At 47.1% G+C, this 14,722-nt stretch carries 18 protein-coding genes; 17 read left to right on the top strand and 1 reads right to left on the bottom strand.

The genetic code is table 11. The annotated features are described in order from the left end of the window. Positions 1-43 precede the first annotated feature (43 nt). The 17 genes from OWN49_RS02970 to OWN49_RS02890 all read left to right on the top strand — a co-directional run bounded on the left by OWN49_RS02970 (position 44) and on the right by OWN49_RS02890 (position 14,553). Positions 44-490 (top strand): phage tail assembly chaperone, encoded by a 447-nt coding sequence (locus OWN49_RS02970; RefSeq protein ID WP_032874591.1) that lies wholly within the window; start codon positions 44-46, stop codon positions 488-490. 41 nt (positions 491-531) lie between these two features. Continuing rightward, positions 532-684: a hypothetical protein gene (locus OWN49_RS02965; RefSeq protein ID WP_015239684.1), complete on the top strand. Its 153-nt coding sequence runs from the start codon at positions 532-534 to the stop codon at positions 682-684. Next, positions 672-5,711 carry a transglycosylase SLT domain-containing protein gene (locus tag OWN49_RS02960; protein ID WP_212102599.1) on the top strand — a complete coding sequence of 1,680 codons (5,040 nt, stop codon included), beginning with the start codon at positions 672-674 and terminating at the stop codon, positions 5,709-5,711. The genes OWN49_RS02965 and OWN49_RS02960 overlap by 13 nt, the downstream gene beginning before the upstream one ends. Continuing rightward, positions 5,704-6,363 carry a LysM peptidoglycan-binding domain-containing protein gene (locus OWN49_RS02955; RefSeq protein WP_176283278.1) on the top strand — a complete coding sequence of 220 codons (660 nt, stop codon included), beginning with the start codon at positions 5,704-5,706 and terminating at the stop codon, positions 6,361-6,363. Before OWN49_RS02960 ends, OWN49_RS02955 begins: the two co-directional genes overlap by 8 nt. A gap of 13 nt (positions 6,364-6,376) precedes the next feature. After that, positions 6,377-7,354, top strand: coding sequence for an XkdQ/YqbQ family protein (locus OWN49_RS02950; protein WP_077722099.1), 978 nt, complete (start codon positions 6,377-6,379; stop codon positions 7,352-7,354). Then, positions 7,354-7,620, top strand: coding sequence for a DUF2577 family protein (locus OWN49_RS02945; RefSeq protein ID WP_176283279.1), 267 nt, complete (start codon positions 7,354-7,356; stop codon positions 7,618-7,620). Before OWN49_RS02950 ends, OWN49_RS02945 begins: the two co-directional genes overlap by 1 nt. Before the next feature lie 103 nt (positions 7,621-7,723). Beyond that, the gene (locus tag OWN49_RS02940; protein ID WP_003154825.1) at positions 7,724-8,149 is read left to right on the top strand and encodes a DUF2634 domain-containing protein; all 426 of its coding nucleotides are present in this window, start codon (positions 7,724-7,726) and stop codon (positions 8,147-8,149) included. Then, on the top strand, positions 8,142-9,188 hold the full coding sequence (locus OWN49_RS02935; protein WP_070081679.1) for a baseplate J/gp47 family protein: 1,047 nt from the start codon (positions 8,142-8,144) through the stop codon (positions 9,186-9,188). Before OWN49_RS02940 ends, OWN49_RS02935 begins: the two co-directional genes overlap by 8 nt. Then, a complete protein-coding gene (locus OWN49_RS02930; protein ID WP_007407262.1) occupies positions 9,172-9,750 on the top strand; it encodes a YmfQ family protein in 579 nt (192 codons plus the stop codon). The genes OWN49_RS02935 and OWN49_RS02930 overlap by 17 nt, the downstream gene beginning before the upstream one ends. Next, a complete protein-coding gene (locus OWN49_RS02925) occupies positions 9,747-10,019 on the top strand; it encodes a hypothetical protein (protein WP_003154822.1) in 273 nt (90 codons plus the stop codon). The genes OWN49_RS02930 and OWN49_RS02925 overlap by 4 nt, the downstream gene beginning before the upstream one ends. 2 nt (positions 10,020-10,021) lie before the next feature. Further along, on the top strand, positions 10,022-11,611 hold the full coding sequence (locus OWN49_RS02920; protein WP_077722100.1) for a hypothetical protein: 1,590 nt from the start codon (positions 10,022-10,024) through the stop codon (positions 11,609-11,611). A gap of 12 nt (positions 11,612-11,623) precedes the next feature. Beyond that, on the top strand, positions 11,624-12,049 hold the full coding sequence (locus OWN49_RS02915; RefSeq protein ID WP_176283280.1) for an XkdW family protein: 426 nt from the start codon (positions 11,624-11,626) through the stop codon (positions 12,047-12,049). Positions 12,050-12,053: 4 nt separating this feature from the next. Then, a complete protein-coding gene (locus OWN49_RS02910; RefSeq protein WP_071391956.1) occupies positions 12,054-12,251 on the top strand; it encodes an XkdX family protein in 198 nt (65 codons plus the stop codon). A gap of 56 nt (positions 12,252-12,307) precedes the next feature. Further along, the gene (locus OWN49_RS02905; protein WP_094247020.1) at positions 12,308-13,069 is read left to right on the top strand and encodes a phage portal protein; all 762 of its coding nucleotides are present in this window, start codon (positions 12,308-12,310) and stop codon (positions 13,067-13,069) included. A gap of 51 nt (positions 13,070-13,120) precedes the next feature. Further along, complete coding sequence (locus OWN49_RS02900; protein WP_003154815.1) at positions 13,121-13,384, top strand: hemolysin XhlA family protein; 264 nt, start codon at positions 13,121-13,123, stop codon at positions 13,382-13,384. A 13-nt stretch (positions 13,385-13,397) separates the two neighbouring features. After that, entirely contained in the window at positions 13,398-13,661 is a 264-nt protein-coding gene (locus tag OWN49_RS02895) for a phage holin (RefSeq protein ID WP_003154813.1), read from the top strand. A gap of 13 nt (positions 13,662-13,674) precedes the next feature. Further along, the gene (locus tag OWN49_RS02890; protein ID WP_024085195.1) at positions 13,675-14,553 is read left to right on the top strand and encodes an N-acetylmuramoyl-L-alanine amidase; all 879 of its coding nucleotides are present in this window, start codon (positions 13,675-13,677) and stop codon (positions 14,551-14,553) included. A 34-nt stretch (positions 14,554-14,587) separates the two neighbouring features. Here OWN49_RS02890 and OWN49_RS02885 read toward each other — a convergent pair whose 3' ends face one another. Beyond that, positions 14,588-14,713, bottom strand: a complete 126-nt coding sequence (locus OWN49_RS02885; RefSeq protein ID WP_003154809.1) for a hypothetical protein — start codon at positions 14,711-14,713, stop codon at positions 14,588-14,590. Positions 14,714-14,722 lie beyond the last annotated feature (9 nt).

Here is a 14,722-nt window from a genome sequence, read left to right as displayed (position 1 = left end):
CAGGCCTGTTTTTTATAAAAAAAAGAGTAAGGGAGTTTTCATCATGAGCGAAAAAAACGAACAAGTATTTGATCTGTCATTCTTTATGCCGGGTAAAACAGTCGAGGCTGAGGAGATTCGGGTTCCGCTTTCAAAGCGTTTTGTCGATAAAAAAGGAAACATCGTGCCTTTTATTTTTAAAGCCATTACGACTGAGCGCATTGACGAACTGGAGAAGGAAAGCACGACATATAAAAATGTGAAGGGCAGAGGCCGCGTAAAAGACTTAGACAGCCAGCGCTTCTATGCGCGGATCGCGGTTGAATCTACGATTTACCCTGATTTCCGGTCTAAGGAGCTCCGCGACGCTTACAAAACGGCAGATCCGGTCGAGGTGGCAAAACGCGTTCTTTCAGTCGGCGGTGAGTATGCAAATTGGCTGAATAAAGCGATTGAGATCAACGGTTTTGAAGATGAATTAGAAGATCTGGAGCAAGAAGCAAAAAACTGATAAAAGATGGGAATAAGGAAGCCGTGTATCTCTATTACGCGATGCATGAGCTTCATTATTCTCCATCAGAACTGAAAGAGTTATATGAAGCACCGAGACATTTTAAGGCGCTGTTGTACGGTTTAATCGGTTACAAGCTGGACATTCTTGAAAAACAAGCGAAGAAAGGGGGAGCGACATCATGGCAAAGCTGACCGCTCGTTTTGAATTGGAAGATCGGGTTTCAAAGAAAATAAGGAAAATCCAAAATGGCTTCAGAGCGCTTGAGAAATACAGGAAAATGACAAAACGCCAAAGTGAAATTGATATACGCAAAGAGAGTAAATCTGTCTTAAGAACAATTGACCGCATCCAGCGCTCTATGAAAAGAAAGCTGGGCGCACAAACGATCTCTATTTCAGCTGAAGACGGAGCCAGTGCCGTCATTCAAAAGGTGCAAGCCCAATTAGCGGGTCTGCCTGCGTCTTTAACCGTTAAAATAGGAGCAAAAGACAGCGCGACAGCGGCATTTGAGAGATTGCGGGATCTGGCTGCCGGTTTTAAAGGATTTACCGTTTCACTGTATGCGTCAGACGAAGTGACTCCTGCCATGGAACGTATCAAACGCTACATGCAATCTGCGTTAAAGAACGGGTACTCTGTCACTATACGCGTCATAGATCACGTCATGAAAACAGTCGGCCGAATTTCAGCGGGGATTGATTCGCTGACGGGGAAAAACAATGTCATTCAATTATCGTTAAACGAAACGGTGACAGCACAGCTGGCTGCAATGCAAAAGAATATGCCGGACGTCGGAAAAGCTTCTGCATCTGCTGCTCCTGCTTCGCCGAAAAATGATTTTTCAATGCTTGACTCCATTGCAGACATCTTCATGAAAAAAGTCAATGACATCGCATCCAAATTTTATCCGGAAACAATCATAGCGGAACTGGATAAATTCGCTGCAAGCTTTATGAAGAAAGCGGACGAAATCGCAAGCAAATTCAGTCCGGCAACGATTTTAGCTGAACTGGATAAGTTCACGACCTCATTCATGGGGAAAGTGGACGAAATCGCAAGCAAATTCAGCCCGGAGACGATTTTAGCCGAACTGGACAAGTTCACGACCTCATTTATGGGAAAAGTAGATGAAATCGCAAGCAAATTCAGCCCGGCAACGATATTAGCAGAGCTGGACAAGTTCACGACCTCATTTATGGGAAAAGTAGATGAAATCGCAAGCAAATTCAGCCCGGAGACGATTTTAGCCGAACTGGACAAGTTCACAACCTCATTCATGGGAAAAGTAGATGAAATCGCAAGCAAATTCAGCCCGGCAACGATATTAGCCGAGCTGGACAAGTTCACGACCTCATTCATGGGGAAAGTGGATGAAATCGCAAGCAAATTCAGCCCGGCAACGATATTAGTCGAGCTGGACAAGTTCACGACCTCATTCATGGGGAAAGCGGACGAAATCGCAAGCAAGTTCAGCCCGGCAACGATATTAGCCGAACTGGACAAGTTCACGACCTCATTCATGGGGAAAGCGGACGAAATTGCAAGCAAATTCAGCCCGGCAACGATATTAGCCGAACTGGACAAGTTCACGACCTCATTCATGGGGAAAGTGGATGAAATCGCAAGCAAATTCAGCCCGGCAACGATATTAGCAGAGCTGGACAAATTCGCTGATTCGTTTATGAAAAAGGTAGACGGAGTCGTGAGTAAATTCAGTCCGGAAGCCATATTGAAAGAACTGGATAAATTCACTGATTCATTTATGAAAAAGGTTGATGACGTTGTCAGCAAATTCAGTCCGGAGACCATATTGAAAGAGCTGGATCATTTTACTGATTCGTTTATGAAGAAAGTCGACGACGTTATCGGTAAATTCAGTCCTGATAAGCTAATCGACCGTGCTGAACAATTTGTAAATGACACGATTGACCGAATTTCTGAGAAATTCGATTTTCTCAATCCGGATAAGATTTTGGAAAAAGTGGAGCAGTTTACTTCCTCACTGTTCGGAGGCATTGATAAAAAGTTCGGCAAATTCAGTCCTGATGCGATCATCGAAAAAGCTGAGGCATTTGTTGATAAAATTGTCAGCAAGATTGCCAAGAAATTTGAGAAATTCAGCCCGGACAAAATCATCGAAAAAGCCGGGGAATTAATAGAAAAAATATTTTCAGGAATCGCTGAAAAATTAGGCAAACTCAATGTCGGCGGATTATTAGGAGGCGGCACGAAAAAAGAAAAGAGTAAGGGGAGCCTTTCTGCCGGCGGCACCAACAGCCCGAAGCGTCCTGATCTGACAAAGGGTCCGCAGCGCACGGGACCATCACCGAAATCTTCAGGAAGGTCAGCCAAAAAAACAGGCGGGGCTTTGGGGGGCTGCTGCTGTACCGGAGTGACGAGGGGCAAAAGCAGTAAAGTCGAAGGGCGGAATAAATCTTCGAAAAGAGGTTCCTCCGTAAAGGAAAGCAAACAGGCATCCGTAAACACGCCGAAAACAAAAGGGGCAGGTAAAGGCATCGGCGGGCTTTTGAAAGGCTTAGGAGATTCAAAGGCGCTGAAAGGCGGTATGAAAGGGTTAAAAGGTGCCGCTAAAGGAATTCCCGGCATAGGTGAATTGTTATCACTTACTGATTTAGCCGGCATCAATAAAGATAATGCAGGAGAGAAGGTCGGCTCAGCAGGCGGCGGTCTTGCAGGAGCCGCGGCCGGAGCGGCAATCGGCAGCGTTGTTCCCGGAGTGGGCACATTAATCGGCGGCGCGGTAGGCGGCATCGCCGGCAGTTTAGGCGGTTCCAGCTTGGGAGAGGCCTTTGATTCAGGGGCTTTGAAAGACACATGGAATGATATTTCCGAAGCGGCGCAAAGTGCTTGGACAACAATACAAGATACTTGGGGAAGCGTTTCATCCTGGTTCATGGAAAATGTATGGACGCCGGTTTCATCAGCTGTCGCCGGAGTGGCGACAAGCATTTGGTCAAATATCGTGAATGCGTGGACGACGATTCAAGGGATTTTCAGCACGGTGTCATCCTGGTTCATGGAGAATGTATGGACGCCGGTTTCAACGGCTGTCGTCGGAGTGGCGACAAGCATCTGGTCAAATATCGTGAATGCATGGACGACGATTCAAGGTGTCTTCAGCACAGTATCCGGCTGGTTTATGAGCACTGTCTGGGAGCCCGTAAAATCGGCTGTCGTCGGAGTAGCGACGTCCATTTGGAGTAAAATCACAGGAGCTTGGGATAAAATTAAATCTGTTTTCAGTACGGTATCCGGCTGGTTCATGGATATTGTCTGGAACCCGGTGAAAAACATGGTGGAAAAAGTCGGAAAAGGAATATCAGACGCTTTCACGACTGCTTTAGATACGGTAAAGGATATATGGAAAGGGTTAAGCGGCTGGTTTGAGAAACATATAAAAGAACCTCTTGTCAAAGTGGGAACAGCCATATCAGATGCTTTTTCTGCAGCATTCGACTGGGTGAAAAAGATTTGGGATAAAACCGGCGGCAAATTGATTTCAGGCGTAATGGACTTCGTCACAGGCGGCGGAGATAAAAAGAAAAAACCGGACAAAAACGCCACGGGCGGCTACATTACAAAGCCGACCATTTCCTGGATCGGTGAAGCCGGTAAAGAATTTGTCATCCCCGTCGACAACAATCGCGGACGCGGAAAGATGCTGCTTTCACAAGCTGCGTCTAAGCTCGGCATGCGTGTTGTCGATGATATGGGTGCGGCTTCGGCTCAGTCTTCCGCTGTGCCGGCGGGAGCGGGCGGTGTTTCTTCTTCTGCATCTGTATCGGCCGCAGCGTCTGTAGAGGCATCCGGACTTGGCGGGACGGCTTCATCACTCGGCAAACAGTTTACTGAAGGCTTTGACAGCGGAATCAGCAATAAATCGGTGGATATGGACGGCTGGAAGGAGAAAAACATCGGAACGCCGTTCAATGCCCTCATTTCGTCTTCACCCGGTTACGGAAAGCAAGTCGTTGCGGGCTATGCCAAAGGTCAGAATACATCGCCGACGGGCACCGATTCATTTTTAAAAACAAAGGTGAAAGCACCTTATCAATCGGCGGTTAATCAATCGTCATCATGGGGCGCCGCCACAGTGAAAGGATATTCGGCCGGACAGAATGCAAAAGATACGGGAACGTCGCAATACGTAAGCACACATATCAATAAACCGTTTGTTCAATCAAGAGATTCCGCGAACGGCTGGGGATCAGGCCTGATCGGACACTTCGTATCAGGAATGACTGCAAAAGGAAGCGAAGTCAAACAGGCGGCCAAAGATATGGCCAAAAAAGTCGAGGACGCATTCAGGGAAGAGCTTGATATTCACTCTCCTTCCCGTGTCATGATGAGTCTCGGACGCTTTGCTTCAGTCGGCGTCGTCAAAGGCCTCAGCTCAGTTGACGTGAAAAAATACGCCGAAAAACAGGCAGGCTCGCTTGCAGCAGCCTTTTCCGGCATGGGTGCAGCGGGAGGAAGCGTCAAAGAATGGCTTTTGGCCGCAATGAAAGCAACCAATACGCCGATCAGCTGGCTTCCGGGATTAATGACGATCGCACAGCATGAGTCAGGCGGCAACCCTAATTCCATTAATCTATGGGACAGCAACGCCAAAGCCGGACACCCGTCACAGGGGCTTATGCAGACGATTCCGAGCACCTTTGAAGATCACAAAGCGCCGGGCATGAATGATATCAGAAATCCAATCCACAACGCCGCTGCCGCTATCGGCTATATTAAAAGCCGATACGGCTCGATCAGCAATGTCCCCGGGATTAAAAGTATGGCTCATGGCGGCCCGTACGTCGGTTATGCCAATGGGGGTCTGATTACCAAGGAGCAGATCGCCCGTGTCGGCGAAGGGAACAAACGGGAGTGGATCATCCCTGAAGAGCGGGGCATCCGCGGCCGTTATCTGCTGCAAAAAGCGGCTCAGGCGCTCGGCATGGAAGTGTCCGATCCGTCCCAGACGGAACCGGCGGCGCTTTCAGCCGGCACGGTATCCGCAGCCGTTAAAGGCGGCGGACAAACCGTTCAAAAAACGGGAACAAAAGAAATTAAAATCGAATTCAGCGGCGATCAGCATTTCCATAACGGACAGGACGCCGACAGCCTCGCCGCCAAAATCAAACAGGCGCTGATTGATGAACTGCAAAAAGACATTTATACCGGAGCAAAGGGGGCCGTTGCTTTTGACTAAATCTGTTTACGAATTTTGGCTGTCTCAGGGGAAGGACAAGCTCCGGCTTCCCGTTCTCCCTGAAGCGATTGATATCGCAAACAGCGTGCAGAATGATTCCGTGAAAGTCACCGGACTTGGAGAGGTGACGTTTATCGAAGAACCGGGAGCGAAAGAAATTTCGTTCTCTTCTTTTTTTCCGAAACGGTACAGCCCGATTGTCGAATATCAAAGCATTCCTTCACCGGAAAAAGCCATTTCAGCCATTGAAGCATGGATGAAAGCGAAAAAACCCGTTCAGTTTTTGATTACAGGGACAAAAATCAATGTCACATGCAGTATTGAAAGCTTTAATTACAGCGAAGGTGACAATGCAATCGGCGACCGGAATTTTGATATCGTACTGAAAGAATATAAAACCGCTTCGCCAAGAAAAATCAAACAAAAGAAAAAAACGAAAGCGAAGCGCCCGTCCAAAGCTTCACCCAAAACATATACCGTCAAAAAAGGGGATACGCTTTGGGACATCGCCGGCAAGTTTTACGGAAAACACACGGAGTGGCGGAAAATCTGGAACGCGAATAAAACCGCCATGATTAAACGCAGCAAACGGAATATCCGGCAGCCGGGGCATTGGATCTTCCCGGGGCAGAAGCTGAAGATACCGCAATGAAACGGGTGAAAAGATGATTGAACTATTTGTCATAAAAGAAACGGAGTGGCTTGAGCTTGTCACAGAAAGCGTAACGCTGGAAGGACACAGATATCAGGCGCCCCGCTCCATCGAAGCGACGATTGTCGTAAAGCAGGGCAGCCAGACGTATTACGGCGTATCAGAAGGGGATACGGTTTTGTTCAAATGGAACGGAAAAGAGCTGTTCCGCGGTATTGTTTTTGCAAGAACGCCCGATGAGCATACCGTCGCCTTCACCGCATACGATATGCTCCAATACCTTGTGAAAAACCAGGACGTTTACGTGTTTTCCAACAAGCGCGCTGATCAAATATTAAAAAGGATCGCCAGCGATTTTCAAATTCCCGTCACATCCATTGCCAACACAGGCCATACCATTAAATCACTCGTTTTTAAAAATGATACAAGCCTTTACGATATGATGATAAAAGCGTTAAAGCAGACAAAAAGCCAGACGGGGCGCAATTATCAGCTCTATTCAGAAAAAGGCAGGCTCGGCTTGCGTGAATGGCCGGAGCCGTCTGACATATGGGTGCTGGAAACAGGAGTTAATATTACAGGGTATCAATACAGCACCTCTATTGATGACACCGCAACCCGTGTTGTCATGCGGCTGCAAAAAGACAATAAAACGATAAAGGCTTCCGCCTCAGACAGCGCCGGCATGAAAACATTCGGCGTTTTGCAGTATACCGAAACGGTTTCTGACGACATTAACGAAGCCCAGCTGAAACAGCGCGCAAAAGTGAAGCAGGCTGAGAAAAAAGGCATTAAGAAAGAGCTGAAAAATATACAGGCGATCGGTATTCCTGGGTTGGAAAGCGGATTGCCCGTCTATATTTCAATTCCGGAAATCGGGCTGAAGAAAACCTATTATGTAGATACGGACCGCCATGAATTCCAAGGAACAAAACATACCATGACGATTGATGTCACGGAGAAAAATTCACTTCCGGAGGGGACATCCTGATGAGATTAAGTGATGCCATTAAACATTTAGCCGTCGGAGCGGTTGACGCCGAAGCGCCGGTGGAGCTGATCCCGGCCGAAGTGACCTCCGTTTCGCCGCTCGAGCTGAAACTGAAAGATCACGACAAACTTTTGATTCCGTCTGATGCACTCATTGTGCCGAAGCGGCTGAGATCCGGGGGAGAGGATCAGCTCCAGGCGGGAGATCGGGTGATGACCGCCGCTTTAACAGGAGGACAGTCTTTCTTTGTACTGGACAAAATTTAACCGGCATCCGGACGGAGATATACGAGAATATCAGCCTATTAAAGCCGCTTTATCTGCCGAAGAGGGCTTTTTTACATGAACAAATCTAAAAGGAGCGGGTGCAATGGCCCTGACACCGGAAATCGAATTTGAAGATTTGGAGGATGCGAGTGAGGCCGTTGAGACTTCACAAACCTACCGAATTGATTTTGAAAACAACCGGATTACCAATGAACTGATAAACGGACTGGACGCAATCAGACAATTCGTCTATATCGCTCTTCACACAGAACGGTATTCATATTCGGTTTTCAGCCATGATATCGGAAACGAACTTCAGGAAGTGCTTTCAGATCAGAACACGACGGATGCTTATAAAAAAATGGAGATTCCAAGACTGATAGAAGAAGCCTTGCTGTATGATGACCGGATTTTGGCCGTTACCAATTTTGAGATTGAGAAAAAAGATGATGCCTTCATCGTCTCTTTTACCGTTGAAACTGATGAGGGCATGCTTGAGATAGAGGAGGTGCTGGGTGAGGATGTTTGAAGCTCAGACGTTTGACGACATTATGGACAGAATGCTGGCGCGCGTTACGGCGGACATTGATACGAGAGAAGGCAGCGTCATTTACAATGCGCTCGCGCCTGCGGCCGCTGAGCTCGCAAAGTCTTATATTTGGCTGGATACCGTGCTGGAGCTCGTGTTTTCCGATACGGCTCAGGGAGAATTTCTGGACAGGCGTGCTGCTGAAGCGGGAATTGAACGAACACCTGCCACAAAAGCGGTCAGAGCCGGAGAATTCACAGCGGGCATCACCATTCCGCCAGGCTCCCGTTTCTTCGTTGATAACCTGTATTTTCAATATACGGGGGATGGAACGCTTGAATGTGAAACAGCCGGTGAAGCGGGCAATGCCGGCATTTCAGGGCAAAACCTGCTGCCGCTTGATACGATACCCGGGCTTGAGAAAGCAGTCGTGCGCGATATATTGATTCCCGGCCGTGAGGAAGAAGACGACAACAGCTTAAGGGCGCGCTATTTTACCCGTGTCCGCCGGGAAGCAGTCAGCGCAAATAAACAGCATTATAAACAATGGGCCGAAGAGGTTGACGGCGTCGGCAGGGCGAAAATCTTCCCGCTTTGGAACGGAGACGGAACGGTGAAAGTTGTCATCACAAATGCGAATTTGGAACCGGCATCAGATATTCTGATCAAAAAAGTAAAGGATTATATTGATCCGGACGAAGGGCAGGGAGAAGGACAGGCGCCGATCGGAGCGGCAGTAACGGTGGAAAGCGCCGTATGGAAAGAAATCGAAATCTCCGCTTCCGTGCTGCCTGAGCTGAACAGCTCGATCGATGACGTAAAAGCGGAGATTGAAAAAGGCGTCCTGAATTTATTTAAGAAAATGGCCTTCGAAGAAAACACCGTCCGTTTATCACAAATTAACAACATCGTTTATAACTCGGCATCCGTCAGTGACTACGCCGATATCAAAATGAACGGTGCGGCGGAAAACCTCGTGCTCAGTGACGTGGAAATTCCGAAACTCAAAGAGGTGAGAATCCTTGAGCAGACTCGATGAGATGACGGCGTACCTCCCGCCGTTTTTAACCCGATTAAAAGAGATGGCACAACTGCTTGAGGCGGAAGCTCCTGAGTTTGAGCGGCAGAATAACGATATTTTCGATTTGACCGATCAGCTCTTTATCACGACGGCGACATGGGGGCTTGACCGCTGGGAAAAAATATTAAAAATACCGCGGGAATCAGGTGACACGGAGGATATGAGACGGCTCAGGCTGATTTCGAAGATGTCGAATATTCCGCCCATCACCCATCAAGCGATCGAGCAGGCGCTAAACCGTTTTTTAAAACATCCGTCAGCTTATGTTCGGATGTTCCCGGGGCAGTATCGTTTTTATGCCGATATCGGGCTTGATGACCTGCAGCACATGAACGAGCTGATTGAAACGCTTGAAAAAATCAAACCCGCTCATTTGGCGTATACACTGAGAGCCGCATTAAACGAAACACTGGAAATCAAAGACCGGGTCATTCTCAACAATCGGAGATACCGAAAAGTCAGTGAACTGAAGGTCGGTTATTCCGTCACACTCAACAATAACGAGGTGGTCTTACCATGATATCAGCCGCTTACAGACAGCGTGCCGCAGCCGATCTGAAAAACAGGATCACAAAAGTGCTGTTAAACGGCAAAGAAACTCCGATTGCGGACATTTCCGTAAAAGATGCCGCAGTCACCGTTCTCACACGCAGAGAAGAAGACGTCAAACACATTGAAACCGTGCAGATGCTTGACGAAACAGGAAGCGTCATTACAGAACGAAAAACAAATTTAGATCTCAGCAATAACAGAACGCTTGATTTAAGATTTACCTTTGAGGTGGTGTAACGATGGCTTACGAAGAAAAAACAGACTGGCTTCCGGACGATCCGATTAATGAAGATGATGTCAACCGCTGGGAAAAAGGCATAAAAGACGCCCACACGGATCTGGCGGCCCATAAAAACGACATGAACAACCCGCACAAAACGACAAAGGCGCAAATCGGCCTCGGAAACGTGGACAACGTCCAGCAGGCAGCAAAAAAAGATTTCGACCAGCACAATCAAGATCTGGACCGGCATGTGACGAAAGAAGAGCGCCAGAAGTGGAATAACGGGCAATTAACAAAGCTGACGGATGATTCAGGGAAATATTTAATAAGTATACAAGATGGCTTGGATTTTCATCAAATTGTAGACCAGCTTAATCAATCTTTTTTCTTTTACACAAATAACACGGGAGTTCATACTCCTCCGCTTTCCACCAGAGGCTTATATATCGGATTCAAGTCTTATGGTGAGGCTCTGGCAATGGATTATGAAGGAGGCACATGGAGAAAAACCCTTAAAGCTTCCGGCTGGACCGATTGGGTTCAGTTAGAAACTTCGGAAGGCGCCCAAAAAAAAGTCGATGCCCACACAAATCAGACTGATATCCATGTAACGAAAGCTGAGAAGGATACATGGAATGCAGGGCAGCTGTTTAAAATCACCGCTGATAACGGCACGCAAAAAATCAATTTAACTTCCGGCTCGTTTTATGACTCGTTAAAAGATGTTGGTTCTGTAACTTTTTACGGAACCAATGCAGTAACAGACAACCCGTCAAATACGAGTCTGCGCGGTATGCAGTTAGTGGGGCAGCCGGGAATAGGTAATGGTTATGCTGTAGACGTGAAGGGTAATGCATGGTGGTTTTATTATAACTCTAATCAAACAGCAATCAATTGGTATCCAATTGAATCCATAGCTGGAGCGCAGTCAAAGGTCGATGCACATGCGATAGATTCATCAATTCATATAAGCCCTATCGAAAGAGACAAATGGAACGGCGGCCAGTTGGCGAAGTTGACAAAGGATGATGGGAGACGGACACGATTAGAAAACGGATCAGACATACTGGCGCTGAGCTCGGGGTTTTATTGTGGAATGGGTGCTCAGCTTAAAAACAATCCGGTTGAAAATGATAATTCCTGGTTTAACTATGATGTGGTTGAGGGGGAGTCAGGGAGGAAGTCGATTTTAGCTTGGAGAAGTTACGATAACAATGTATGGATTGCAACTGTTCATACAGACGGTGTTTTTAAGGGGTGGAAACGTCTATTTACTGAAGAAGATTTTAATAAAATAACTTGGTATGATTTAACGCTAATTAATGGACATAAGGTTGGCGGAAGAAAACCTCAGTATGCAGTGTGGGGCAACCAAGTATTCACCCGTGGTGAAGTGGTTCCTCCAGACTTCGATAGTGTTTTTGCTGTACTCCCTGCTGAAGCTCATCCTTCAACACAGAAAGCAATGGCTGCCACTTTCTTTGGAACAACGGGGGTAACAAAATATTATGCCGAACCAACGGGTGAACTGAGATTTAGCGGAAAATTCGCTAAAATAGAGGAAAATATTACAGGGATTTCAATAGATAATAATTTCACTTTGTAATGAGGGATGAATATGCAAGTCTTTTTGTATGATGAGAGTTTTTATTTTCAAAGGCCTGAAATCTTAGACAGTATATCAAGTACAATGCCGCAAAACTCAACAACCATAAAACCTCCGGACGGCTTATGGAGACCGCAGTTTGATGAAGTAAATAAAATTTGGAACGAATCTGCTGATCAAGAATATAAGGAAAATCAAAAAAACAAGTATCAGGATGTGGTGGAGCCGGATCCCATTGTGGAACAGTTGAAAGAAATCGGACAGCAACTGGCAGATGAAAAACTAGCGAGAAAACAAGCAGAACAAGCTCAAAATGCTTTAGGTGTACAATTGTCTGCCGAAGTGGTAGCAAGGGAGAAAACAGAGATGTTGAATAAAGCTTTAGGTGAAAAATTAGCGTCTTTAAAACTGGAACTCTTACACGTAAAAGGAGAATGAAAAAATGAAAAAGCTTAACTTTTGGGTTTACGCCTTGTTTTATGAGTGGGCCTCAACAGAAATGGTAAAACAGGCTATGGGCTATGATGACTGCTCTGCCGAAGATCTGGCTGAAGGTGTGGCCGCGAAGTATGTCACACCTGAGGAATTTCAAGAAATAACGGGTGAAACATACGAAGACTATAAAAATGCTGTGTCATAAGCCAGACGGCTTTTTTTATTTGTCATTTTTAATAAATGAGAAAAGGAGGACGGCCGATGAAAAAGCATCCATTTGAATTTCCCGCCGATCAACTTGGCAGGCCCGGCGCTGTAAAAGCTTATCGCGGTAACAAAAACGATTATGTCACACCGGTTGCTGATTTGTCCGGAATGGCAGAGCTTCTTACCAATACGCCGCTAGAAGCGATTGAAGTTTACAGTCAATTCGGACAAGACCGTTTAGGAGCCGTCTTAATAAACAGAGCACAGGGGTGGGCTTATTCGGACCGCAGCGGAACTCTTTTTATCGAAGAGAGCGAGGATAACAATTCGTGGACAGCTTCACATTCTGTCGCAGTAAAAGGCGGAGTGCTGACCGCTTCGGGGTGGGTCTGCCTGACAAAAAGATATTACCGGTTCCGTTTTGAAAATGGAAATCAAAAACAGTCCGAATTTGTTTTATACCAATCTGTCGGTTCGGGCGGTGATATGGCGTTTTCATATACTGACGTGATTTTTCATGAAAATGCAGCAGAGGCGGGCGTGGGAAGCATCTTCTCAGCGGGCGCTTGGAAAAAACTTCTCGTCGAAATCACCGGCACGGCTGAGTCGGGCCATGTCGCGTTTTGGGGGAGATCCATCTCGGGAAAAAATGTGCCGATCAGAGGAATCAGGTCTGATGACGGGACATCAGCCGCCGGTACGTCAGGCACAGAAGAAGTGTGGTCGTTTGATATTGCCGGCTTTAAGGAAATCGTCATGGAAATCAAGAGCATTTCCGGCGGGAGCCTTTCTGTCAAAGGCACGGCATTTTCTTAAGAATGAAGCTTCCGAAGGGAGGTGAGAACAATGTAAGAGGGGGGAGCGGAAGTGCTTCTGGATGAACAAGCGGTGCAAAAAGAATTCGCAGGCATCAAAGGTGAACAAAAGGTGCTTGAACAGCGGGTAGCCGCATTAGAGCGGGTATCAGACCGGCAGGATCAGCAAATCATGACGCTGAATGAAAAACTGAACAAAATTGACGAAAACACAACATGGATTAAGCGGACCATTACAGGAGCGATCGTGACAGCAATCTGCACGGGCGTCATTGGCGGAGCCATCGCCATCATGTACAATCTGCTGCAAAAGTAAGGGGGAAACCGATATGAAATTCGCGGACAAAGGCACGGTCGTCAGGACGGTGCTTCTTTTGCTTGCTTTATTGAATCAAACTTTGCTGATGTTCGGCAAATCGCCGCTGAATATTCAGGAGGACCAGGTCAGCCAGCTTGCAGATACGCTGTATGCCGCCGGGTCGGCCGTTTTTACAATCATAACGACTGCCGCCGCCTGGTTTAAAAACAATTATGTTACAGCAAAAGGGAAAAAACAGCAGGCTTTATTAAAAATAAACAATTTATCGAAATAGGAGAGATGAGAATATGGTAAAAATCACACAGGATTTTATCCCGGCAGGAAACAATAACCGCCCAGGCTATGCAATGACACCGATTTACATTACGGTGCACAATACAGCCAATACCGCAGTCGGAGCTAACGCCAAAAGTCACGCAAGCTATGTGAAAAATCCCGATACACCGACAAGCTGGCATTTCACAGTCGATGATACGGAAATTTATCAGCATCTTCCGCTGAACGAAAACGGCTGGCATGCCGGTGACGGAAACGGGGACGGCAACCGTAAATCCATCGGTATTGAAATTTGTGAAAACGCAGACGGCAACTTTTCACAGGCCGTGGCAAACGCCCAATGGCTCATCCGCACATTAATGACGTCGCACGGCATCCCGCTTGCGAATGTCGTTGCGCACAAGCATTGGTCAGGAAAGCTTTGTCCGAGAAGACTGCTGGATACATGGGATGAGTTTAAAGCGGGAATCGGTTCTGAGGAAAGACAGACGTATACCGTCCAAAAAGGAGATACGCTGTCGGCGATCGCGCGGAAATTCGGCGTCAGCGTGGCCGATCTGCAGAAATGGAATAACATCGCTGACCCGAACCTGATTAAAGTCGGACAAGTGCTGATCGTCAGCCCGCCGGTTGAAGCACTGTATTCTCTTCCGGACGAGGTGATCAAGCTGACAGAGCCGTACACGTCCGGTGAAAAGGTATACCAGGTGCAAAACGCGCTCGCAGCGCTTTATTTCTATCCTGAAAAAGGAGCTGTCAATAACGGCATTGACGGTATCTACGGTCCGAAAACGGCAGATGCCGTGGCCCGCTTCCAATCTGTAAACGGACTGACGTCTGACGGCGTCTACGGTCCCGCTGTAAAAGCGAAAATTCTGATGCAGCTTTAACAAAAAAGGCTGAGTCCCGTTCACATTGCGGGATTCAGCCTTTTTTCTTTTTCAACCGGTTCAATAGCCCGAGATTCCTCGCCCGCATCCTCAGCGAATAAGCGGAAAGCCCGAAGCGTCCGTAATCCACAAACTTTACACGCCTGACAATTTTCTTCACATCATCACC

Origin of the sequence: Bacillus sp. NEAU-242-2, from assembly GCF_027853835.1 — a bacterium.
GTDB lineage: Bacteria > Bacillota > Bacilli > Bacillales > Bacillaceae > Bacillus > Bacillus velezensis.
The sequence above is the reverse complement of the archived record's forward strand: the minus strand, read 5'-3'. Positions and strand labels throughout refer to the sequence as shown.